This window comes from Bifidobacterium panos (assembly GCF_012932445.1).
GTDB lineage: Bacteria > Actinomycetota > Actinomycetes > Actinomycetales > Bifidobacteriaceae > Bifidobacterium > Bifidobacterium panos.
In genome coordinates, this window is record NZ_JAAIIJ010000018.1 from 66,418 (window position 1) to 87,981 (window position 21,564).

General features: G+C 59.5%; 23 protein-coding genes, 3 tRNA genes and 1 pseudogene. 12 read left to right on the top strand and 15 right to left on the bottom strand.

Annotation, left to right across the window (positions count from 1 at the left end; all coding sequences use genetic code 11):
- Positions 1-12: 12 nt before the first annotated feature.
- The 5 genes and pseudogenes from G1C94_RS05055 to G1C94_RS05075 form a co-directional block, all read right to left on the bottom strand.
- Positions 13-1,173 carry a lipoate--protein ligase family protein gene (locus tag G1C94_RS05055; protein ID WP_216656879.1) on the bottom strand — a complete coding sequence of 387 codons (1,161 nt, stop codon included), beginning with the start codon at positions 1,171-1,173 and terminating at the stop codon, positions 13-15.
- 20 nt (positions 1,174-1,193) lie between these two features.
- A pseudogene (locus tag G1C94_RS07960) lies at positions 1,194-1,622 on the bottom strand (TM2 domain-containing protein); the annotation flags it as partial.
- 89 nt (positions 1,623-1,711) lie between these two features.
- The gene (locus G1C94_RS05065) at positions 1,712-2,758 is read right to left on the bottom strand and encodes a 3-isopropylmalate dehydrogenase (RefSeq protein ID WP_172145559.1); all 1,047 of its coding nucleotides are present in this window, start codon (positions 2,756-2,758) and stop codon (positions 1,712-1,714) included.
- Positions 2,759-2,807: 49 nt separating this feature from the next.
- Complete coding sequence (locus G1C94_RS05070; protein WP_253902323.1) at positions 2,808-2,999, bottom strand: DUF4411 family protein; 192 nt, start codon at positions 2,997-2,999, stop codon at positions 2,808-2,810.
- 2 nt (positions 3,000-3,001) lie between these two features.
- Positions 3,002-4,177: an ImmA/IrrE family metallo-endopeptidase gene (locus G1C94_RS05075; RefSeq protein ID WP_172145579.1), complete on the bottom strand. Its 1,176-nt coding sequence runs from the start codon at positions 4,175-4,177 to the stop codon at positions 3,002-3,004.
- A 300-nt stretch (positions 4,178-4,477) separates the two neighbouring features.
- Between G1C94_RS05075 and G1C94_RS05080 the strand changes: the two genes are divergently transcribed.
- On the top strand, positions 4,478-4,642 hold the full coding sequence (locus G1C94_RS05080; protein WP_172145287.1) for a hypothetical protein: 165 nt from the start codon (positions 4,478-4,480) through the stop codon (positions 4,640-4,642).
- Between the two features lie 221 nt (positions 4,643-4,863).
- On the opposite strand, the gene G1C94_RS05085 is transcribed toward G1C94_RS05080, so the two are convergent.
- Both G1C94_RS05085 and G1C94_RS05090 read right to left on the bottom strand, forming a co-directional pair.
- Positions 4,864-5,445: a hypothetical protein gene (locus G1C94_RS05085; RefSeq protein ID WP_172145582.1), complete on the bottom strand. Its 582-nt coding sequence runs from the start codon at positions 5,443-5,445 to the stop codon at positions 4,864-4,866.
- The gene (locus G1C94_RS05090; protein ID WP_172145585.1) at positions 5,442-6,227 is read right to left on the bottom strand and encodes a hypothetical protein; all 786 of its coding nucleotides are present in this window, start codon (positions 6,225-6,227) and stop codon (positions 5,442-5,444) included. Before G1C94_RS05090 ends, G1C94_RS05085 begins: the two co-directional genes overlap by 4 nt.
- A 692-nt stretch (positions 6,228-6,919) precedes the next feature.
- Here G1C94_RS05090 and G1C94_RS07805 point away from each other — a divergent pair.
- A complete protein-coding gene (locus G1C94_RS07805; RefSeq protein WP_253902319.1) occupies positions 6,920-7,285 on the top strand; it encodes a type IV secretory system conjugative DNA transfer family protein in 366 nt (121 codons plus the stop codon).
- A 57-nt stretch (positions 7,286-7,342) separates the two neighbouring features.
- Here the strand turns inward: G1C94_RS07805 and G1C94_RS05100 are convergent, their stop codons facing one another.
- From G1C94_RS05100 to trmB, 4 genes are all read right to left on the bottom strand, one after another.
- Positions 7,343-8,788, bottom strand: coding sequence for an ATP-binding protein (locus G1C94_RS05100; protein WP_172145588.1), 1,446 nt, complete (start codon positions 8,786-8,788; stop codon positions 7,343-7,345).
- 203 nt (positions 8,789-8,991) lie between these two features.
- On the bottom strand, positions 8,992-9,402 hold the full coding sequence (locus tag G1C94_RS05105; protein WP_172145591.1) for a helix-turn-helix domain-containing protein: 411 nt from the start codon (positions 9,400-9,402) through the stop codon (positions 8,992-8,994).
- Positions 9,403-9,721: 319 nt separating this feature from the next.
- Positions 9,722-9,793 (bottom strand) — tRNA-Glu (locus G1C94_RS05110).
- 166 nt (positions 9,794-9,959) lie between these two features.
- A complete protein-coding gene (trmB, locus tag G1C94_RS05115) occupies positions 9,960-10,787 on the bottom strand; it encodes a tRNA (guanosine(46)-N7)-methyltransferase TrmB (protein ID WP_172145594.1) in 828 nt (275 codons plus the stop codon).
- A 169-nt stretch (positions 10,788-10,956) separates the two neighbouring features.
- On the opposite strand from trmB, the gene galE reads away from it, so the two are divergent.
- The 3 genes from galE to G1C94_RS05130 all read left to right on the top strand — a co-directional run bounded on the left by galE (position 10,957) and on the right by G1C94_RS05130 (position 12,371).
- Entirely contained in the window at positions 10,957-11,967 is a 1,011-nt protein-coding gene (gene galE, locus G1C94_RS05120) for a UDP-glucose 4-epimerase GalE (RefSeq protein WP_172145597.1), read from the top strand.
- A 207-nt stretch (positions 11,968-12,174) separates the two neighbouring features.
- Positions 12,175-12,248, top strand: a tRNA-Asp gene (locus tag G1C94_RS05125).
- A gap of 47 nt (positions 12,249-12,295) precedes the next feature.
- Positions 12,296-12,371 (top strand) — tRNA-Phe (locus G1C94_RS05130).
- Positions 12,372-12,460: 89 nt separating this feature from the next.
- On the opposite strand, the gene G1C94_RS07915 is transcribed toward G1C94_RS05130, so the two are convergent.
- Both G1C94_RS07915 and G1C94_RS05140 read right to left on the bottom strand, forming a co-directional pair.
- Entirely contained in the window at positions 12,461-13,576 is a 1,116-nt protein-coding gene (locus G1C94_RS07915) for a site-specific integrase (RefSeq protein WP_172145599.1), read from the bottom strand.
- A gap of 47 nt (positions 13,577-13,623) precedes the next feature.
- Positions 13,624-14,298: a hypothetical protein gene (locus G1C94_RS05140; RefSeq protein WP_172145601.1), complete on the bottom strand. Its 675-nt coding sequence runs from the start codon at positions 14,296-14,298 to the stop codon at positions 13,624-13,626.
- A 115-nt stretch (positions 14,299-14,413) separates the two neighbouring features.
- Between G1C94_RS05140 and G1C94_RS05145 the strand changes: the two genes are divergently transcribed.
- The 7 genes from G1C94_RS05145 (at position 14,414) to G1C94_RS05175 (ending at position 19,037) form a co-directional block, all read left to right on the top strand.
- Complete coding sequence (locus G1C94_RS05145; protein ID WP_172145603.1) at positions 14,414-14,665, top strand: helix-turn-helix transcriptional regulator; 252 nt, start codon at positions 14,414-14,416, stop codon at positions 14,663-14,665.
- A 219-nt stretch (positions 14,666-14,884) separates the two neighbouring features.
- Positions 14,885-15,181 carry a hypothetical protein gene (locus tag G1C94_RS05150; RefSeq protein ID WP_172145605.1) on the top strand — a complete coding sequence of 99 codons (297 nt, stop codon included), beginning with the start codon at positions 14,885-14,887 and terminating at the stop codon, positions 15,179-15,181.
- Positions 15,174-16,529: a hypothetical protein gene (locus tag G1C94_RS05155; RefSeq protein WP_172145607.1), complete on the top strand. Its 1,356-nt coding sequence runs from the start codon at positions 15,174-15,176 to the stop codon at positions 16,527-16,529. The genes G1C94_RS05150 and G1C94_RS05155 overlap by 8 nt, the downstream gene beginning before the upstream one ends.
- A gap of 497 nt (positions 16,530-17,026) precedes the next feature.
- Positions 17,027-17,326 carry a hypothetical protein gene (locus tag G1C94_RS05160; RefSeq protein WP_172145609.1) on the top strand — a complete coding sequence of 100 codons (300 nt, stop codon included), beginning with the start codon at positions 17,027-17,029 and terminating at the stop codon, positions 17,324-17,326.
- Positions 17,327-17,466: 140 nt separating this feature from the next.
- A complete protein-coding gene (locus G1C94_RS05165; RefSeq protein ID WP_172145611.1) occupies positions 17,467-17,652 on the top strand; it encodes a hypothetical protein in 186 nt (61 codons plus the stop codon).
- Positions 17,649-18,032: a hypothetical protein gene (locus G1C94_RS05170; protein ID WP_172145614.1), complete on the top strand. Its 384-nt coding sequence runs from the start codon at positions 17,649-17,651 to the stop codon at positions 18,030-18,032. The genes G1C94_RS05165 and G1C94_RS05170 overlap by 4 nt, the downstream gene beginning before the upstream one ends.
- 138 nt (positions 18,033-18,170) lie before the next feature.
- Positions 18,171-19,037, top strand: a complete 867-nt coding sequence (locus G1C94_RS05175; protein WP_172145617.1) for a phage major capsid protein — start codon at positions 18,171-18,173, stop codon at positions 19,035-19,037.
- A 600-nt stretch (positions 19,038-19,637) separates the two neighbouring features.
- On the opposite strand, the gene G1C94_RS05180 is transcribed toward G1C94_RS05175, so the two are convergent.
- Together G1C94_RS05180 and G1C94_RS05185 are read right to left on the bottom strand one after the other, a co-directional pair.
- Positions 19,638-20,153 (bottom strand): low molecular weight protein-tyrosine-phosphatase, encoded by a 516-nt coding sequence (locus tag G1C94_RS05180; protein WP_172145620.1) that lies wholly within the window; start codon positions 20,151-20,153, stop codon positions 19,638-19,640.
- A 762-nt stretch (positions 20,154-20,915) separates the two neighbouring features.
- Positions 20,916-21,305, bottom strand: coding sequence for a hypothetical protein (locus G1C94_RS05185; protein WP_172145623.1), 390 nt, complete (start codon positions 21,303-21,305; stop codon positions 20,916-20,918).
- Positions 21,306-21,564: the final 259 nt, after the last annotated feature.

Below are 21,564 nucleotides of genomic sequence, written 5' to 3' on the forward strand. Positions count from 1 at the left end.
GGAAATCCGGGGTTATGTCAAGCGCGAACGCACCGAGCGCATCAGATAGTCGACAAGTTCGCGGCGAGACACGCCGGTCTGCCGCTTCAGCGGGTCGACGCGCTTGACAGCTGACTTGACGGCCTTGTCGCTCATCTTCTCGCGCGAGGTGTTGAGCACGCGGCTCATTTTTTCGGCATCGATGTCATAGGCGAGCGTGACATGGTGCAGAATCGCGCCGTTTGCTTGGGCGGGGGGCTCGTCAGTGGCGGTGGCGGTGATAGCGGCAGGCGCGGGACGCGGGAAACGCCGGGCCGCCGCTCCTCCGATTTTGCCGTATTGCGAGACGATGTCGTTGAGGCCACGGAAGCCCACATCGAGATGCAATCCGCGCAATGCTTCCACCAGCCAGCGGTCGCACAACCGATAGGATTGCTCGGCGGTCAGTCCTTCGACGAACTCAAGGGGCGCATAGAGCGAATAGGTGACGGTGTTGCCCGGTTCGATGAACATCGCTCCGCCGCCGGTGCATCGGCGCACCACGGCGAAACCTTCGGCGCGGGCCACATCCTCGCGCACCTCGTCGGGAATCGACTGGAAGCGACCGACCACCACGCATGGCGCGCTCCACTGCCAGAAACGCAACGTCGGGGGCCTTGTGCCCGAGGCCACTTCGCGCGCCCACTGCTCGTCCACGGCCATCTGTTCGGCGGGCGAACGCGGCTCGTCAAGCACGACATGCAGATTGCGCAACAGGCGTTGCCAGCGAGCCTCGTAATCGACGCTTTGCCGCTCGTTTTTTACCAGTATCGGCGTTTTATATGAGACGCTCGCACTCGTCCTGCTGCTGCACGCGAGCGCGCGTGCGAACGCCGTCGCAATGGCCTCGGCATTCGTGCCGACCAAGTGGGCATCGGCATGCCGCGCCATCACCTGCGCCACAAGCCGCGAGATATCGCCGCAAGCAATCGAAGAGTCGGAGTCGTCAGCCTGCATGAGAAGACCATCCTCATGATGGGCGCCGGCGAAAGAACCCAATGCCGTTTCGATGTCGCGCAACAGCGCATCGGCTGCCTCGTCGCTGGCGGCATCCACGAAAAAATCGCCATCGAGGCGGCATTGCCAATGGCCACCGACGCGCATAAGAGAAACCCCGACGAGCTTGCCGCCGGGGGTTTTCGATTCTCCTCGCATAGTCACGAAAAAGCGGAACCTCAGTCCTTCAATTCCATGCCTTGCCCATCCCGATGCCAGTTGGAGCCGTACGAGGAGCTGATGATCAGAATGCCTTCGACCAAGCCCCAGATATATGCGGCAATCGGGCCAAGACCCAGCAAAACCCAGCCCAGCAGGGTGAGCAACAGCTGAGCGACGGCTTTGCCGGTATATCCCAGATAGAAGTTATGCACGCCGAACTCGCCGAGGAAGATGCCGAACAGGCCGGCGGCTATCTTGGACTTCTGCGCGGGGTAGACCGGCTGGGGCTGGTAGCCCTGCTGCGAGTACGGCTGATAGCCGGGCTGGGTGTAGTACGGCTGGCCCTGAGGAGGCTGCTGCTGGTAGGCGGACTGAGTATATTCCTGAGCCGGCTGCTGGGCTGACTGCTGAGTATAAGCGGGATCGGTTGGGGCAGACTGCGGCGCTTGGCCGTTCGTATTGAAATCACTCATGATTCGAGAATACTCCATAGGGGGTGTGCCGGCGAGCGCGGCCGCGTCCACCCGCATATTGTTCACATGCGCGCGAGAATGTCGCGACCCACTTGGTCGGTGGAGCGCACGGTGGAGCCCAGTTCCTCGATGTCCGCCTCCACGGCCGCATCGATGCGCGCGGCGGCCTCGTCGAAGCCGAGGTGTCGCAGCAGCATGGCGGCGGAGAGGATCGCGGCCGTCGGGTTGGCCTTGTTCTGGCCGGCGATGTCGGGCGCGGAACCGTGAATCGGCTCGAACATGGACGGGTATTCGTTGGAGGCGTTGATGCAGCCGGAGGCGGAATAGCCCACGCCGCCGACCACCGCGCCGGCCTCGTCGGTCAGGATGTCTCCGAAGAGGTTGTCGGTCAGGATCACGTCGAATCTGGACGGGTCGGACACCAGGAAGATGGTGGCCGCGTCGATGTGCGAGTAGTCGTGGGAGACTTCCGGATATTCGGCCGACACTTTGTCGACAAGGCGCTGCCACATGTCGCCGGCGTTGACCAGCACGTTCTTCTTGTGCACCAGGGTGACGTGCTTCCTGCGCTTCATGGCCAGTTGGAAGGCGTAGCGCACCACGCGCTCGACGCCATAGGCGGTGTTGATGGAGACTTCGGTGGCCACCTCGTTGGCAGTGCCGCGGCGGACGGCGCCGCCCGCCCCGCAATACAGGCCCTCGGTGCCCTCGCGCACCACCACGAAATCGATGTCGCCGGGGTTGGCCAGCGGCGAGGTGACGCCCTTGTACAGCTTGGAGGGGCGCAGGTTCACGTATTGATCGAGGTCGAAGCGGAGTTTGAGCAACAGGCCGCGTTCGAGAATGCCAGCCTTGATGCGCGGATCGCCGACGGCGCCAAGCAGGATGGCGTCGGTTTTCTTGATGCGTTCCTCTTCGTCCTCGGGCAGGATCGCGCCGTCCCTAAGATAGCGCTCGGCACCCAAATCGAACTGTTCATAGCTGAACTCGGCCACGCCTTCGGCGGCCTTTTCCAGCGCCTTCTGCGCCCAGGGGGTGACTTCTTTGCCGATGCCGTCGCCCGGAATGACGGCGATGGTGTATTTCTTCGTTACGCTGTTATCAGTCATGATTCGAGACGTTACACGCGCCCAGACGCCACACATCTTCACCCGCTCATCAAATGGACAAACAGCCAACATGCGAGCGCATCATCAGCCTGACCTGCGAGAGGATGCCGACTTCGCCACTTACCACCAACTGCTCCAGCCGCACCCAAAATTGTTGAGACAACCCAAAATCAGGACGGTAATAATCGTTATGGGGATTAATCAAACAGTTCGAGTCAATCAGGAATGCCGGTTGCGCCATCGTCACCGCACCCCCATCGATTCAAGAATCCTGGGAAACGTCTTGCGATTGCTGCCGGTGAGACGGTAGGCATCAACATAGGAGGTGCGCCCTTCGGACACACTCGCCGCAAGCCGCTCCGCAAAACGATGATCCAACCGGGACTGCTTGGTGTTGTAGTAGTCGCCGCCCGTACTGCCATGCGCGTCACGCTGCTCCCACTGGCGCAGGCTTTCATCGGCGATGTTTCGATACATCTCTTCGGAAATGAGCTTGCCATCCAGCGCACGACGAGCGATGACCACCGGGGAGGCGGGAAACTCCTTCGCAAGATTCATGACCGTCTCACGCGCATCGGCATCATCATTCATGGCACGCTGCCACCGCACGGAGAACAGTTCCCGGGGAACCAGCAATTCCGCCGCCACGGCGTTGCACAACACCTCGACCGGGACGTTGCTCGTGTAGTGGTAAACATCGTTATAGATTTCCTCGACCCCCACCCATATATGGGCGATTTCATGAGCCAAGGAGAACAGTTGCCCACAGTGGCTGTCGGTCCGGTTGATGAAAACCAGAGGGGCATATTCGTCAATCAACGCGAACGCTCGAAATTCACGCGCATCAAGCGGCCGATGCGTATTGTCGCCTACGATGCCGTTCAACATCACCACCACACGGGCGTCCTCGCAACGCTTGCGCAACAACGCGAACGCTTCCTCGATAGGCAACCTCCTGCCCTTCCTGTCAAACCAATCAGGAGAGAGCCCTAGCATCTGACGGATTCTTTGCGTCAGCATCGCGGCATCGACACTGCCCACCGGGCAGGAACCCACGAATGGCAACCTTTCCAATCCTGTTTCCAACGCATCCTGCCGCACCCAATCCTGCACAGTCTGCATATCAGTCAGGGTATCGACCAATTCACGGGACGGCTTCGTGATGGAAGCGTTGGCGATCGTGCGATGGGCAAACACTGGAGGCGTGTCTTCGATCGGCTCGTCAAGAAAGAAATAGCCGAACGGAACCCTCAGTTTACGGCTGAACCGAGAAAGCTGATTGACAGTCGGGGCGGACTCTCCCGCCCGCCAACGCTCGATATTACGATGGTCATCAGGGGTGAGGCTTCCCAAAAAACCGATCCTAGTGACCCAATCCCAAATGGAGACATCCACAGGCACACGCACGCTCGCAACCATGTCAGCTGCTCCTTCCATGCGTAGTCCCCGGCGACGGAGTGGACAATCATTTCAGCGGGCTTACTCTATCGAGTTCTATCGAAGTCCCGAGCTCACTCCTGTTTTAAGAGCATAACCGTTCTTTGTGACACGAGCGCGCCTTGAATGTTGTATTCGAACTGAAAAATTGGGGGTTATAGGAACTAAACGTGGTGCTTAAGTTTCGAGTGAGGCCTTGCGGGAGTAGGCGTGTCGGGCTGGTTTTAATGGAGGGCTCCATTAAAACGGGGCTTTATGGGGGCCTCGCGTTCGCATGGCCGTATGCGATCGAAGCCGAAGAAGGCGCGTCTGTGCCCCGTGTGCGGCAGTCCGATGAAGAAGAATGGCAAGCCCGACAACCCCTATGACACCGGCATCCAAGACAACAATCACGACGACCCGTCCAGCGAACCGGGATTCTACAACCGCAAAGGACACGTCCACTAGCCAAAAGGAGGTGTCTTAAGCACCACGTTTGGTTCCTATAGGCCAAAATTGGCCTATAACCTGCCGGCCACCCGCATAGCGCGGGAGCCGGCCCCCATGATGCACAGGGAATCCGGCTCCTACTTCCATTTCCTCCTCGGAGGCTGGCTTACTGGTAAGTGTATACCATTCGTCTGACGGCCGTAGCCTGATGCCGCCCACGGGCTAAATTGCAGCGTGAATCACGCGAGATGGCGCAAATCCAGTTCGCGCATGTCCAAGGTCTTGAGGAATGAGGAGAAGCCCCGACGACCACGCTGCTCATCTCCGATAGCTCCAAGCACTTGATCCGCTATCCACAGCCGGGCATCGGAAGAGCCCGGGGCAAAGTCCACACGGAGCCGGCTGATAAAACGCCTGCTCCGCAATCCACGGACGAACACGAGATCCCTGTCATCTTGACTGGCTTCGCGTGATTCCAGAATGAGACGCGAGACCCCGTACTCCCTCTCCAGCGCGGGCAGCAAGAGTTCGAGGCATTTCCGCCGAGCGCGTTCGGAAGTGACCATACCATCCAAAGGTGTTGCGGCTACTACGATATGAGGCAGCGACAACGTCTCGATGATGGGGATGGATTTGCGTTTCTCCGAAAGCGTCATGTCGCGCCAATGCAGCTTGGGGACTTTTCGCTTGGTCGCGGAGAACAGTTGGTTGCGAATATTACGTTCTTCAAGTCCGCAGATGCAAGCGCCCATGTAATATGTTGGGGTGACGCCGCCTTGGGTTTGCACGCTTTCGTCACCCCATGCGATCAGTTCGCTCATGCTTCTCCTCCTTTCGTCCCATGCGTGCGCCGCCGCGAATCCAACGTTTGTTTGTCGAATGGGGGGTAGACATAATATTCGTTCACCGTGGCGATTCCCGTTGGGCTCAGCGGAGCTTCCTTGCGGTGTTGTTCCTTGCGGATCAGGCCAATGTTCTGCAGTTCACGCAAGCCACGCTCGGCGGTGTCTGCGGACCATCCGTACCATTCCGGCATGCGCTCCGCCGGAAGCTCGCATGGTGATTTTTCGCCAAGAACGACGAGGAACATTGCCAGGGCGGGCAGGCTGATTCTCTCGTCGAAGCGGCTCTTCCAGAAATCGTGGGACAATCGTATATACCGGCTTGTTGGCCGCTGATATTCCTCGCCCGATCCGTCCTGCGCAAGTAGTTTGACCTTGATTTTGCGCTCTTTGCCGCAACGGGATTTCTCAATCAGATCCCGTTTTTGAAGTCGCGAGAGAATTCTCGTAGCGGCAGCCTTTGCAGTTACAACGCTACCGGCCGTTTCTGAGCATCCAAAGGCACGAGCCCATGTTTGCAGGGGCAGCGATGTGTACCACTCGTTATCCGCGTCGGGACTACTCGCGGATGCCGCAATCAGCAAATAGGCTTTCAACCCCCTGAGATCCCCGTTCGTCACAAACTGGGACAGCACGCTGCTACGCTCCTCGCTTCCTCGGGGCTGCTGTATGAAAGACTTACTGATGGGAACAAAAGGGCGGTTGGCGTTCTCAAGAATGGCCTCGACCGTCTTTCTCCAATCGATTTGCTCCTCTACCATCGTTTTGCCTCATCTCAAGTATTGATTTCGTCTCACCATATGCTATCGCGCCTAAGAGTTTTTCAAAACAAACAAGGCTAAGTTGATGATACGTTACAGCGGGTATATGTATATATCTTGACGATGTCTAATGTAATAAACATGTATATGTCTTGGCATGTCTATAACAGGCAAACTCTATGGCGGCATCGTACAACTATCCGAAGTGAAAGCAGACTACACCTAGGGCAAAAGTTAACCCCCATTTCGCCAGCTGAGCGAACTTGCCATATTTGCGCTAACGCTGTTCGCAGTTGTTATGCGGACTACTCTCATAAAACATCTAGGAATATGGCGAAAGAATCGGCGCTTGGCGCGTCCCATGATGGGGCTGGAGAAGACGGCTGAGACGCGAACTGAGGGTGTTGATGTCGTTTGTGGCTTTGTTCAGGGGCTTGATGTCGGTGGCCGTGTGCAGTGTGTTGCGGGCGGCGTCGAGTTGGGCGCCGAGTGATACACACGTCTCTCTGACGTTAGCGTTAGCGTCGGTTTCGGTGCGTTGGTAGAGGTCTTCGGCTTGGACGATGGCGTTTGAAAAGTTTCGCCTTGGCATTAGTGAGTCTGCGGGCTTGCTGTGATTGCTTGACGGCGGTGGTCGCCTTCGAGAGTTCGTCGAGGGCTGTCCTCGTTTGCTTGTTGCGTGCGCCCGCAGCATGAGCGTTCTCTTCGAGATGCACCGTGGAAAGGTCCTCCGCGCAGGGAAGAATCTCGTTCGTCGCGTGATGTTCGGCTACCTTGCGGAGGGAGGCCAATGCTTCGGGATTGGTCACGTCGATGTCGTCCAATGCCAGAAGGGGTTTGGCGTCGTCTACCTAGAGTTGTCCGACACCAACGCGACGTTTGGATTCTTAGCCAGCATGTTCTACCAATGCCTCTTCGGAGCCTTGGTCAGGAAAGCTGACCACAAGGACGGCGGCAGGTTCGGCCGCGATGTGCATTGCCTCGCCAACATCGGCAAGATTTCCGCCATCTGCGGCAGATTGTTCAACTCCTACTTGGAAATATTTAGTAGTACTTAGTAGCACTTAGAACTATGTACTTCCAAGTACTTCCAAGTACTTGGAAGTAGGTCGAAGTTATTTAGCGGAATAATACTGCCTAGGGTCTCGTCGGCTGGATCCATGCCATGCAAGCAGCCCTCGCCCGGCCAGGGAATCAAGTGCGTTAAAGGCAGTTTTGGTGCTGACTGAGGCTTGTTGCGCCAAGGTCCGTGTGATCACTTTCCCGTCGCGCGCAACGATGTCCAGAGCCATGCGCTCCACGTCGGTGAAGTCGCGGTTATCGCTTTGATGGCTACCATCTCTCGATACTATGTCGTTCGCGCCCACATAGGGCACGCGTCGGACGATGTCGTTGCGCAACACGAGTTTGACGACCATGCCGCTGGGCTCGCTGAACTCGGGCGCGGGCAGGCCCAGTTCGTCCATCTCCTCGTACATGCGATGCACGCCCTCGTTGAGCTCACGCACCATCTCGAAGGATGTGAGCACATGGCAGATCTTCGGATTACGCGCAAACCGGGTGGTACGCATGTTTTCCAAGGTCACCCTGTTGGGCAGAGTGCCCGGGCTGGTGATCTCCATGCGGTCGTCGAAGATCATCACGCGCGTGTAATCGCCCTGCAGCGAGTAGTCGCGGTGCGCCACAGCGTTGACCAATCCTTCGAACCAAGCGAAGCGCGGATACTCGGACACCGTTTTGAACCGCACGTTGTCGTCGAGCACTTGGAAGTCGCGCAGCAACGCCTCGATTAGCGCTCCGGCCCGCTCGACCACGTTGACCAATGGACCGGAGAACTCCACATCCTTGGTGATATTCAGATTGCGTCCGGTGCGCAGCTCGGTGCCGTCCACGCGCAGCACCCGCACCCATGCTGAAGGTAGAAACCGCATCGGATCGGCGGCGAACAAAATCACGCCGGCATTCGTCAACTGACCGCCCCGCAGGAAATCGCGAGCTTCCAACAGACGCTCATCGCCCATGTTCTCTGCGCCGATGACCCGCTTGTACCGTGCCAGAAACTCATGATCCACGTCGTTGATGTCCGCGCCGCCGCGCACCGGCTCGTCCTCGAAGCACAGCTGGCCCTTGTCATATTCCAGAGCCCGCACCTGCTCGCGATTCAAGCGCACGCTCTTATCCGCCTCACGTAGGTATACGTCGCCGCCAAGGCGTTTCTCGACCACATGGTTCGACGAGGGCGCCACGTCCAGCACCAGCGCCACATCGTCTTCACCGGCAGCGTTGACGCAGGGGATCCTTCTCGCTTGCATCACCGGGGCGGGTGCGCACAGTGTGATTGACAACTGTTCGAAGGACTCGATTGGCTTGGCGTTTTCTCGCCTGAACCCCGTAACCGTGCCATCGTCCTCGATGCCGATGACCAGCTGCCCGCCCGAGGCGTTGGCAAACGCAATGACATGCCGTACCGCATCCTCCGGCTTGATCCTGGCGCTCTTGCGATCGAAATACTGTCCCTCTGGCATACGCGAGAATCGGGCAACCTCATCCGGCTGAACCATCGCACCGACCTCCTTTACTTCACTGGCTTCTGTTCCAAGCCTACAAGCAAACAAGCCGGAGGGGCACGCGAGCGAAAGGAACGAACATGACCGGAAACACCACGGCAAGAACACAGGCCATCGAACTGGGAGAATACCTGCATGATTCCGCTGCAGTTTCGCACAGTGCGGAGTAGTACGGAGTAATGCGGAGTAGTGCGGAGCTACTTAGACGTGTAATGCTGGCGCGGATCCCCCGGCACGGCGTCCATGGTATCGTAGGCACCCATGTCGGCGGCCAGGGCCCGCGCATCTTCGAGCAGCCTATGGCGACGCTCGCACCGCGCCTTGTAGTCGATGACATCACGGTACTCGACCATCCGGTGACCGGTGGCAGACAAGCGGGACGAGGGGATGCGACCCGCATCAATGATTCTGGCCACAGTCTTGGCTGTCACACCCAGGATTTCCGCGGCCTGACCGGTCGTGAGCATCCGTGCCCCAGCGGACAGCGCGTCGGCTGCGCGCATGGCGGCGTTGAACTCATCCTCGGTCAGCTCGTAAGTCTTGCCGTACCCTTGAATCACGAACGGCTTGTCGGCACGCACCACGGCATCGATCACTGGCATACTCATAGCAACGCTCCTTCCCGATATGACATCATCCTCAGTCTACCACAAAACGGACAAAACGGACATTTGACTCTGTGGGAAGACCATGCTTGCCGATCCGATGGGTGGGATGGAAAGTTAAGAGGTTTCCAGGCAAACCAAGTCATAGCATCAACTGATCTCGCCAAAGTGCCGCGGGGGAAGGAACCTTGTATCGAGTTTCACTCGTCAGTGCTTAAAGCAACGAACCACAGCCCGCTGTCATGGGGAACAATGGCAATGCGCCGACACTCACTTTTGCCGCCATCGAGGTGCTGCTGAAAGCGACAGAAGCAGAATTTTGTACCCCCAGAGAGAGTCGAACTCTCGTTGTCAGATTGAAAGTCTGGTGTCCTAACCGTTAGACGATGGGGGCGAACAACCTGAGCAATATTACGCGAGGCGTCCCTTGCGCGCAAGTTGACGACACGCCGGATAGGGCGCTCTCACGCCTTGCGACGACCCTTACGCCTTGCGATGAATCTCACGCCTTGCGATGACCTTCATACTTTGCGACAGCCCCCCATACCTTGCGGCACCCCTCATATCTTGCGATAGGTGAAGTCGTGAATCACTCGCCCCGCGGCCAAACCCTTTTTCTCGAAGTTGGTGAGCACGCGCCCGTCGAATCGGCTCGACTCCACGAAATCGGCGTGCGGCATGTCGGCGGCGAGATCCGCATTGCCCTTGCCCACATGCCCCGTGGGCAGGCTCACGGTGATGTCGCCCGCATTCCGCCAGCCCGCAAGCCCATCCATCACTTCGTGCACATGCAGCGCATAATCCTCGATATCCGTGGCGATGCGCCACGCACCGCCGCCGACAAGCGCGCGGCGCACCTCGGCCGCCAGCGCGGGCTGCACGATGCGGCGCTTGTGATGCTTCTTCTTCGGCCACGGGTCGGGGAAGAACGTCCACACTTCAGCCACCACGCCGCTTGCCATCACCTTGAACAGCTCGGGAGCGTTCACCTGCGCCACGCGCAAATTGCCGAGCCCCCGCTTGCCGGCGAGCAGCAGCGTGTGTGCCACGCCGGGGTCGTAAACCTCAAGCGCCAGAAAGTTCGTTTCGGGGTGCGCTTCGGCGGCGGCGACGATGTTCTCGCCTTGCCCCGTGCCGATTTCAACGATCAGCGGATTGCCGTTGCCCCATGTGCCGCGCACATATTCCGCATCGAACGCGAACCCCTCGCGCACATCGAGCGACCCCTCGCCGGCGTTGATGTCAAGCAGGTATTCGCCGGCATAGTTGCTCCACGCGCGCTGCAAACGGGCGTCGAGCCTGCCGGAACGGCGAACGAACGACAGCACCTTGTGCATTGGATGAGGGTGAGTCGAGCCGCTCGTGGGCACAGTGTTCTTCTCGGTCATAATCCCCCATTATCCACAAGGAAATCTCGTCGCCAGCAGCGTGTGTTCACTTTTGTTCTGTGCTATACTCAAAATTGTTAGAAAAAATAACAAATATGAGCAGAAGCGAACAGAGGTTCGTTGATCGAATCTCCCGCAACCACTCTCATTATGTATGGAAAGGCAAGACATGACAGTTCTCGTCACCGGCGGGTGCGGCTACATCGGCGCACACGTCGTTCATGCTCTTCACCAGGCCGGCGAGCAAGTCGTCGTCGTTGACGATCTGAGCTACGGCAAACCCACCCGCATCGAAGGCGCGCGCCTCTACGGCATGGACATCTCCTCCCCCGATTCCGGCCAGCGCCTCGCCGAAATCATGACCGCCGAGGGCGTGGACTCCGTCATCCACTTCGCCGCACGCAAGCAGGTGGGCGAATCCGTCGAAAAGCCGCTGTGGTACTACCAGCAGAACATCAACGGCATGCTCAACGTGCTCATCGGCATGAAGGAGTCCGGCGCGAAGAAGCTCGTGTTCTCCTCCTCCGCCGCCACCTACGGCGTGCCGCCGGTGGACGTGGTGCCTGAGGACGTGGTGCCGATGCTGCCGATCAACCCGTACGGGCAGACCAAGCTGTTCGGCGAGTGGATGGCCCGCGCCTGCGAGGAGCCCTACGGCATCCGCTTCTGCGGTCTGCGCTACTTCAACGTGGCTGGCTGCGGCCCGGTGGAGCTTGAGGATCCGGCTATTCTGAACCTCATCCCCATGCTGTTCGACCGCTTGAAGAAGGGCAAGGCGCCGGCCATTTTCGGCGACGACTACCCCACGCCGGACGGCACCTGCGTGCGCGACTACATCCACGTTTCCGACCTGGCCGACGCGCATATCGCGGCGCTGAAGTATCTCGACCGCGACGAGCGCAAGTACGACGCCTTCAACGTGGGCACCGGCGAAGGCACCTCCGTGCGCCAGATCGTCGACGAGGTCAAGAAGGTCACCGGGCTGCCGTTCGAGGAAACCGTGATGGCACGCCGCGCGGGCGACCCGCCGCACCTGATCGGCTCGCCGAAGCGCATCAACGAGGAAATGGGCTGGCACGCCAAGTACAACGTCGAGGACATCGTGAAGTCCGCGTGGGAAGCCTGGCAGGCGAACCCCGAGCACCACATCGATGTCGCCACCTGGAAGCAGGCCGACTGAGCGAAACCCGGCATTGCTCGGGTCTTGCCTGAACATCGCCGGAACATCGTCGAAAACGCCATGGGGCGGGTCGAAAAACGGCCTCGCCCCATTTTGTTGCGCCACCATGCACCCCGCCATGCACCATATAAGACACGCCGGGATTTGCATGGTACACAGAACTCTGTAAACTCTTTATCTGTTGTCTCCTCATCAGGAGAAGAACACGGCCCCGTAGCTCAGTTGGTTAGAGCGCCGCCCTGTCACGGCGGAGGTCACCGGTTCAAGTCCGGCCGGGGTCGCTTGGATAGCTGAGACCCGGTTCGCCGGGTTTTTTCAACTGTTCACTGGCTCTGTAGCTCAGTTGGTAGAGCGAACGACTGAAAATCGTTAGGTCAGCGGATCGATGCCGCTCGGAGCCACCACTAAAAGAAGCCCTCAACCTTTGGAAATAAAGGCCTGAGGGCTTCTCTTCGTTATACGGCATTCACGGTTTTCAATCATTAACCCCGCGTTAACCCCGCACATTTGTTGATAATGGATCGTCCAGAGCCTCATTCATGCGTACCGCCGCTTCCTCGCTGCCAAGGTTGCGTCCCATGTACACGTCTTCCGTCATGGATGGTTTTGCATGACCGAGATAATCGGCTATCGCCCTCGCACTCAGCCCCTTGGCATCCAGTATCGTCGCCACAGACTTGCGCAGACTGTGCGAGGTTATGCCAGGGAAGCCCAAGGCGTCGCGGCGTTCCCGTAGATCACGCTCGCTGTTATTGGGGTCGCGTATTTTTCCCAGTAAAGTCGGGAATACCAGAATGTAGCCGTAATGCGACATGCGCTCGCGTCGCTCGGACAGCATCCGCATGGTCACGTCGGGCACATCTATGGTTCGAGCGCTCTTGTCCGTCTTCCCGTATTCCTGAAGAATCATCCCCTTGCTGGTTATCCGCTTGGCTATGGCGCTCATGGTCACACGCCCATGATCGAAGTCCACCGCAGACCATCTCAGACCGCATGCCTCGCCTATCCTGAATCCCGTGGCTGCCATGAACTCAAACAGTTCTGCCGAATCCCGCTCGCGTAATACTTCGTCGTTTCTGACGGCATTCAGGAACTCCTGGTAACGTTCAGGCGGTATCGGCTCACTGCCGGGTTTACCCGGCTTCTCTATGCGCTCCACCTCGGCAACCGGGTTGTGCAGCAGCGCTCCGTTACGCACAGCAAGCGCCATCATGCCGGACAGCACCGAACGGCAGTTCTTCGCCGCCCCATGCCCGTCCTCCTTCGCTATCGACAATAGGTACTTGTTTAACCGCTCGGGCGTGGCCTCAATCACAGCCAGATCGCCTATGTCGGGCTTGATGTGTGCATCGACGGCCACCTGATAGGTCTGTACCGTACCAGCGCTACGGCGCTCGCGCTTGTCCGCCATGAACAAGTCCGCTAGACAGCTGAGACTGGTTTGGCTTCTTATGGTGCCGCCGGTGTCCGACTGTAGATCGACGAGAGCGTTTTTTAACGCGGCTTCAGCCTTCATCTTCGAGTCCCGGTAGCGTTCCACCTGCTTGAACTTGCCATCGGGGAAGCGGAACCGGCACCGTGCCCGCCATGTTCCCGGCGTAACCTCCACGAGGTTTATCTTTCCGTAGCTACCTATGGGAAGACGCGGGCGCGCCATTAACGACGCCTCCCACTAGCCACTGGAGCCAATAACCCCTTTTTACGCGAAGCCGATAACCAGCGCCTAACATTGGACGGGGTGGTTTCATTAAGAGTCGCCATGTATTCCGTGGCGTCAACATCGGGGAACGCTTCGCCAATCGCTTCATATTGAAGGCCTACACGGGCTAGGAACCCGTAATCTGCAAGTTTGCACGGTTCCAATGGTTTGAGCGGGTCAAACGTCTTCGAGGCATTGCCCAAGGCAAGCGCACGATTAATGTTTATGGTGCCTTGTATCTCGCGAGTAGAATACACAACGCCGATGGCCGCCAATGGCAAGCGTCGCATGGCGGACCCGGACAGTTCACGACCTTCTTGGAACGGCACGATCACCGAGCTTACGTAGACTTCCTTCGATTCCGGCATCTTCGATTGAAGCCTTAGTACGTATTCTTCCCCCGTCTCGGCATTCCTCAGCCTCACCCACCTATGACCCATCACGTAATAAGAGCGGCGGGAATTAGGCAAGGTGGCCTCACCGTCGCGAATAACGTCGTCATCGGTCATGTCCTTATAGGTGAGTTTGCACCCCACGACAGCCTCTAGCTTGTCTTGTTCGTCGGCTGGGAGGTGGCCTGACACTTCCTCCCACGGTTCGGGCAACTCAGGATAACGCATAGCAAACAGCATACACCACTTGCAAGAAACGCTCGCAGTTTGCAAACCGTGCGACTGTGTGATAGCTTCATCTCGTCATCAGTTAATCAACTGTGCACATAATTAATTATTAGTTGGAGGTAATGAGATGGCTAAGACCGACCCCGTGAAGTTGCTGAATGTGGACGAAGTAGCCGTGCAGCTCGGCGTGAGCAAATCGAATCTTTACAGGCTCAGGTGTTACGACCCCAAAAGGATACCGCCCGCCATCAAAGTCGGGTCACACCTGCGCTGGCGACAGTGCGATATCGACAAATGGCTGGATGAACAGGCCAAGCAGTCCGAGACGGAACAAAGAGAACAGACGGAACAGGCGGAGCGTGAAGAGGTGTCGAAATGATGTTCGCCGCCTCTCAACCGAGAACCACCTTACAAGACGGCACCGTAACCCAACAAGCTCGGACACTGAAAGCCTCCGCGAGCGGAACCGGGGTAGACATCAGCGTGGGCCTTGAAGCGGCCAGGACGCTCGCGATCACCTTGAGTTTCACGGACGCGGCACGGCTCGCCTCATGGTTGACGAACGAGTTGGAGAAACTGACGGAGGGCATGGTATGACATGGCTTACGCACTTGCTACAGGCGGTATGCCTGGCCGTCCCGCCCCTGCTTGTTCTGTGGGCTTCGTCGCTTCCCTGGGAGGCGGCCTCTGTGAGGGTCGTGCGCTCGCGGATGCCCGCCGGCAGTGGGTGGCGTGGAACAGGCACATGGTGCGCGCCGTCGGCCAGCAGGGCGTCGCGAGGTACACGCGTGCCGATTACGACGAATGGTACCCGGACGGCGACGGTGTCCCCCGTGACTTCGGCGGACGCCCGTATGAGCCGCTTTCATGGGGCGGGGTGAGCGTGTATGGGTGATTACGAGGAGTTCTTCAAACGCCGCGCGTGGCTTGATTACGCGTACCGTTACGCGCGTTCGCTTCGCATGAGCCCGTGGGGGCTCGCCGGGGTGCTGTTGGCCCGCGTGAGCGCCCTGACCCCGCCGAACGTGGTGGCGCGGCTGACGGATGGCGACCTTGCCATGAGCCTTAACGTGAACCTCGCGCTGGTGGGGCCGACGGGCAGCGGCAAGGGCAAGGCGATGGCGCAGGGGCGGCACTTGGTGCCCGCGCCCCCGTTGTCCACGCTGGCGGAGGTCAAGCCGAAGACCGGCGAGAGCATCCCCGCCCGGTTCGTCGCCAAGATGCCCGCCACGGACGGCGACGGCAAGCAGGTCAAGGGCGAATACGAGGACAAGGTGGTCACCGACCGCGCGATGGTGTTCGTGCCCGAGATCGTGACCATGCGTGCCGCCATGAGCCGTCAGGGTTCCACGCTGCTGCCCGTCCTGCTGGAGGCGTTCAGCAACGAGCCGATGGGCGACGACACCAAGGGCAAGCAGTACCAGATCAAGCTCCCCCCGTACTCGTACCGGCTCTCCAGCGTGGTCGGCGTGCAGCCGAACAACTCCGGGACGCTGTTCAACGAGGCCCAGACGGGCCTTGCCGGGCGTTTCGCGTACATGCCCAGCATCGACCCGGACATGCCCGAGGAACGCCCGGCAAAACCCCTTGACCGCTTCCCGTTCGACCCCACGGCATTGCCCGAGGGCAACTCGTTCGCCCAACTGGAGGCGCTGATCAGGTTCGGCGGCGTGGAGAACATGCCCTATAACGGCCCCGGCTCGCGCGAGGGCTACCCGCTGGCCGTCATGACGTTCCCCGAAAGCGTCGCCGGGGACGTGGACGCCGCCCAACGGCTCAGCGTCCAGGGCAAGGCCGACCCGCTGGACGCCCACCGCATCGAGCTCGTCGGCAGGTTCGCCGCGCTGTTCGCCATCATGGAGGGCCGCACGACGGTGGACATGGCCGACTGGACGCTGGCGCTCGCGTTCATGGACAAGTCGGACGCGACACGCGCCAAGTGCGCCGCCCAACGCAAGCAGTCCGACGTGGACTGCCAGGCCGACGCGATCGCAGTGAAACGCGAGGCCGAGGAACAGGCCGACCGTTCGATCATCGGACGCACCGAGACCCGGCTGCTCGAACTGCTCGACACGCTCGACCCCGCGCGTGAGGGCGTGGCCTCCAAGACCCTCAAGCTCAAGCTGAGCAAGCCCCAGAGGCGGGTGTACGAGGACGCCATAAACACCCTCATCGAAAGGGGGGATATCGACCATAGGGACGGCCCATACGGAGGGGAAATATTCTCGCTATCCGTCTTTTAGGGTGCCTACCTGCCTACCCCTACTGCCGCAAGGCCTAAGACTGCCTACCAGTGGTGCCTACCACCTGCCTACCTGCCTACCCCGACACCATCGGGTAGGCACCCGGTAGGCACCACAGGTAGGCACCCAAACCCCAACCGGGAGAACGGTAGGCACCGGTAGGCACTGCCTACCAGCCAAAACACGAAAACGCACACACGGAAGAACACACCATGACACCCCCCTATCCACACACCCATAACCCCCCGCCGGACTGGCTGATCAAACTGCCCAACTTCGCCGGACGAATCGACTGGCCCGCGTTCGCAACCCACCAGCTATACGCCATCATCCACGCAAGGCCCGCGCTCGCGGACGCGGCACGCGCCGAGCTTGAGAGGAGGAGACCATAACCCACATCACCCTCACGCCCCCGCCATCGGGGAGCGACAACGACCCAACCGAAAAGAACGCCCCGACGCTACGACCGTCGGGGCACCGAAAGGAATCCAAACGAAATGAATACCAATGCACAGCCTAACACCCGCCCGCCATTCCGTCCATCCCCGCGCCCGGTGCCCGGCACGGCCACCGCTACCAAAACGCGCGACGACGCCCGCGCCCCGCTCGTCTTCCACATCGTGAACACGCGAAGGCTCCGGGAGCAGGGCAATGCGCGCGCGCTGTGCGGGGAACTCATACGGCGGGACGGCTCCACCCAGACCCCATCGGAAGACGGCGGCGGGTGGACGCTATGCGCGTTGTGCGACCTCGCGCGGATGGACATCATCAGGACATTGGAGGGGATCGGCAAATGAGCGGCACCATATCCGGCACGCCCCCATGACAGCCGAAGCCGACACGAGGCCGCCAAACATCCGATGTTCGATACATTCCCAAACCATCACGCCGCGCGAGCCGCAAGACCCCGCACGACAAACCAAGAAAGGAAAACGATATGGAAACCATGATGGAAGCCTACGGCGCTTATTGCAGGCCGGAAACCGTACACGGCGGCATAGCCGACGAAAACCACAGAGCCGCGCACAGGCTCAGACAGGAACGGATACGCACCCAGGCGCTATGCCGCATCGCGGACGCACTCGAACGCATCGCAGCCATGACGGAAGGCAACGGGCAGTGAACGAGAAAAGCATCACGCCAAGAATCCCGGACAGGAACCATACGGAAAACGGCGAACGGAACCGGCGCGACGTCAGCCGTGAAGCACGGAATTACCGGCTCAGGCTCAGACAGGCGGAACGGGAGCGCGACGATCTCATGTGCCGTCTTGAAGCCGAGAAAAGGAAAAACGAGCGCCTGAAGACCGAGCTCGGCATGACCCTCGTGCACCGGCAGGTGGCCTCCGAGACGGGGGTGCCTATCGAATTGATCACCGGGGCCACCGTCGAGGAATGCCGGGCGCAGGCCGACTCGATCAAGTCCAACGCCGATAGCCTGACCCGGTTCGCCAGCACCGACGCGCTGAAGAACCAAGTCGCAAAACGTGAACTATTCGGGTAGAATCGGAAACCGCAGCGGCCACGACGCCGTTGCGGTTTTTTAATATTCCGCCCCCGAGGGGCACAGGACGACACCCAGCGGGACGCCTGACACCGACAGTCAGCGCCCCAAAGGAACGGGCGCGGAAAGAAGACAACCATGGTATTCACCAGCAACTCGATGGGCGACGGCGACCGGATCACGGTCATGTGGCCGGAGGAACAACTGGCGGACGCGCTCATATTCGACCAGACCACGGCCACGATGCGCCTCGAAACCGACTCGGACATGGTACAGGTGCCATACGTGGACGGCGACCTTAACGCCGACCTCGTGAACGAAGGCGCGGAAATCTCACCGAAGGACGCCCGAATGAGCGTCATCACCGTGACCACGCGCAAGATCGCAAACCTCACCGTGATCAGCCGCGAGACATACACCAAGCTATCCAGCTCCGCCTCCGGTGCCGGTCGTGAGACCTCTTTCGTCGAGGGCTTTTTCAACAGCTTCACCAACTCGGTGACCGAAAAGGCGGACCAGCTCCTGCTCGCCAACCAGCCAACCGAGGACAAGCCCGGCCCCACCGGGCTGCTCCACACGACCGGCATCGTGGACGGCGGCAACATCACCGATACGCTCGACCCGCTGCTTGACGCCATCGCCACCGTAAGCGACAACGGCGGCACGCCAACGTCCATCATCATGGGCTATGACTCCTGGGCGTACCTGCTCAAGCTGAGGGACAGCGAGGGCAGATCGGTTATCGCCGCCGACGTGGCCAACACCCCCACACCCATGCTCTACGGCCTGCCGGTCATCCTCAACCGACACACGCCACGGAACACCATCCTGCTCAACGACAGGCACGAAATCGTAAGCGCTTACGGCCCGGTCGAAATAGCACGCACCGACGATCGGTACTTCGAGCAGGACAGCATCGGCCTCCGTTGGACGTTCCGAATGGGTTTCGGCGTCGTGCATCCGAAACGTCTCGCCAAACTCACCACAGGCGCATCATCCAAGTGAGCTGAACCCTAGGGGGAGTGCCCCGGCTCCCCCTAGACGGAGCCCCCTCGGGTGCAGGGCCAATCTCTCCCCGGCAATTCCAAACGTGACACCCAACGCCGTAACGTAACGCCAAAACGTTGCAAACACAACGCCTAACGCCTCCAAATGGGTGAAAACAAATGGGTGAAAACAGGCCCCAATCATCCTAAACGTGACGCCAAGCGTCGAAATGGGTGAAACTGCGCTCCCGACTCAATAACGAAACGTTATCGAGTTCAGGGCAGCATACCAGTTGCCGTCATCATGGAGGCAACCGCCAAGACAATGCGAGTCGAGCGCCCCTCCTGAAGAGCGAGCAATACCGATAGTATCGGCATTGCTCAGAATGAAACATCGCCGATTAATACAATCCCCCGCATTAACCCCGCTCATTTGTCAATAAACGGTGCTTGCAAATTGATACAGAATAGACATTTTAGCCTACTGCCGGTTATCATCTGCTGTCTGTTTAAATCCCGCTCTATCTGTTTGCAAACTGATAGTTTAAATCGTTAGGTCAGCGGATCGATGCCGCTCGGAGCCACCACAAGAAAACCCCGCCTTGCGCGGGGTTTTTCGTTAGTTCAGCTGGTCGGCGACCCAATCGACGATGTAAGGGGCGACCTGCTCGATTTGGTCGATGGCCACCTCGAACTCGTGCTGGCCGCCATACCACGGATCCACCAAGTCGATCTCGTCTTCGCGCCCGGGCTTCGGCTTGGGCAGGTCCGGGTCGAAACTGCGATACATCTGCACCTGCGAACGCTTGGCCTCGGGCAACTGGCGCTTGAGCGCGCGCATATGCGAAGCCGTCATGGGCAGGAACAGGTCGGTGCGTTCGATTTCGTCACGGCTGATGCGGTGCGCGAAATGGTCGCGCGGAATCTCGTCGCCATAGCCGCGTTCGCGCAGCACGCGCACGGCGCGCGGGTCGATGGGGTGGCTCCATTCCTCATCGGAGACGCCACTGGATTCGACGGTGACTCTGTCGCCAAGGCCGCGCTCTTCGAAGAAGTGGCGCAGGATGATCTCGCCCATCGGAGAACGGCAGATGTTGCCGGTGCATACGGTCATCACGGTATATGTATCAGACATACGTTTCTCTTTACCACACCCCTCAGTCAGCCCGACGCTGCTGTTACGCACAACGCAGTGCGTTGTGCGTAACAGCGAGCAGCGATAGCGTCGCGAGCGCGCAGACCCAAACACGTGATTGGCGCAATCACAAATCACAGTACCCAGGACCATACCGGCAAATCAACGGGAAAGCACGTTAAATAGGCAATGTACGTGTCTTGGGGAGCGGATGTCGCCGTGTTCGACACCCTCCAGACGAACAGCCCAGTGGGCTGTTCGTACCGATATCGAAGGGCAACGCCATATAACGAGAACAGAATATCCCGTGGCCTCTGTGCCATTGCGCCAAGGCAACAACATCGTTCCCGGCCCACTCCCGAGTCACAGTGGCCATCTACCCCGTTCCCAGCACGCCTACCGGCAACCAGTCTCACACGGCGACATCCGCTCCAAAAACGCGGTTATGTCTGTTTGAGTGTGTTTGTTTGTTTGAGGGAGCGAATATTGCCGTGTTCGGCGTAGTTTTCTGTTGGTTGGCGGTATGCGCACTGAGGACGGAATTGATGGCACCGCAACTCAAAGCGTGCCAAGCACGACGTTGTTACGCCGGCGCAATGGTACGAAAGCCACGGTATCGTCTGGTTTCGTTATATGGCGTTGTCGCTGGTGGTCGACACGCACAGCCCACTGGGCTGTGCGTCCCACACGGCGACATCCGCTCCAAAAACGCATCTGTGTTCGTTTGAGAGTAACGCGTCTGCCTGTTTGAGGGTAACGCGGTTATGTGCGTTTGAGGAAGCGGATTTCCTCTTCTAGCTGTTGGATACGCAGGGCTTGGGCGGCGATGAGGCGGTCGCGGGGGTCGCGCGGATCGTATGGGTCGACGGTGTCGCGGGACTTGGGTTTGAGTTGTTTGGGGTGGAGTGGTTCGGGAGAACGTTTCCAGCGGGCGAAGGCGCGCTCGATGCGCTTGTGGCCCACGAGCTTGGGGTCAAGGCCGGCCTGGCGGAACAGGTCCACCGGCTTCTCACCCTCCCTGTAGCGGCGCATGCACTCGATACGGAACCAGTCCGCGTAATGGATGCGCGAGGACGCGTCCACCATGTCCACCGCCGCCAACGACGACAAATACGCCCGCTGACCCGACGTAAAACTTTGCGGCTCACTCATATTGTCGGCCGTCCTTCCTGATACGCAGGGAACTGAAAAACTTTTGAAGGCCCCGCTGTCTTGCGCGAGGCTCGCGATGCTGTCGCCGCTCGCTGCTTTGAAGAGCGCGCGACACCAAACACGGGAATCTATAGGCCCCCGCAGGCGGGGGCTGTCGCGCGGATGCGCGACTGGGGGTGGTCACGCCAGTCACGTGACCACGCCCGCACCACCCCAGTCGGCCTGCGGCCGACAGCCCCCGCCAGCGGGGGCCAAGGGA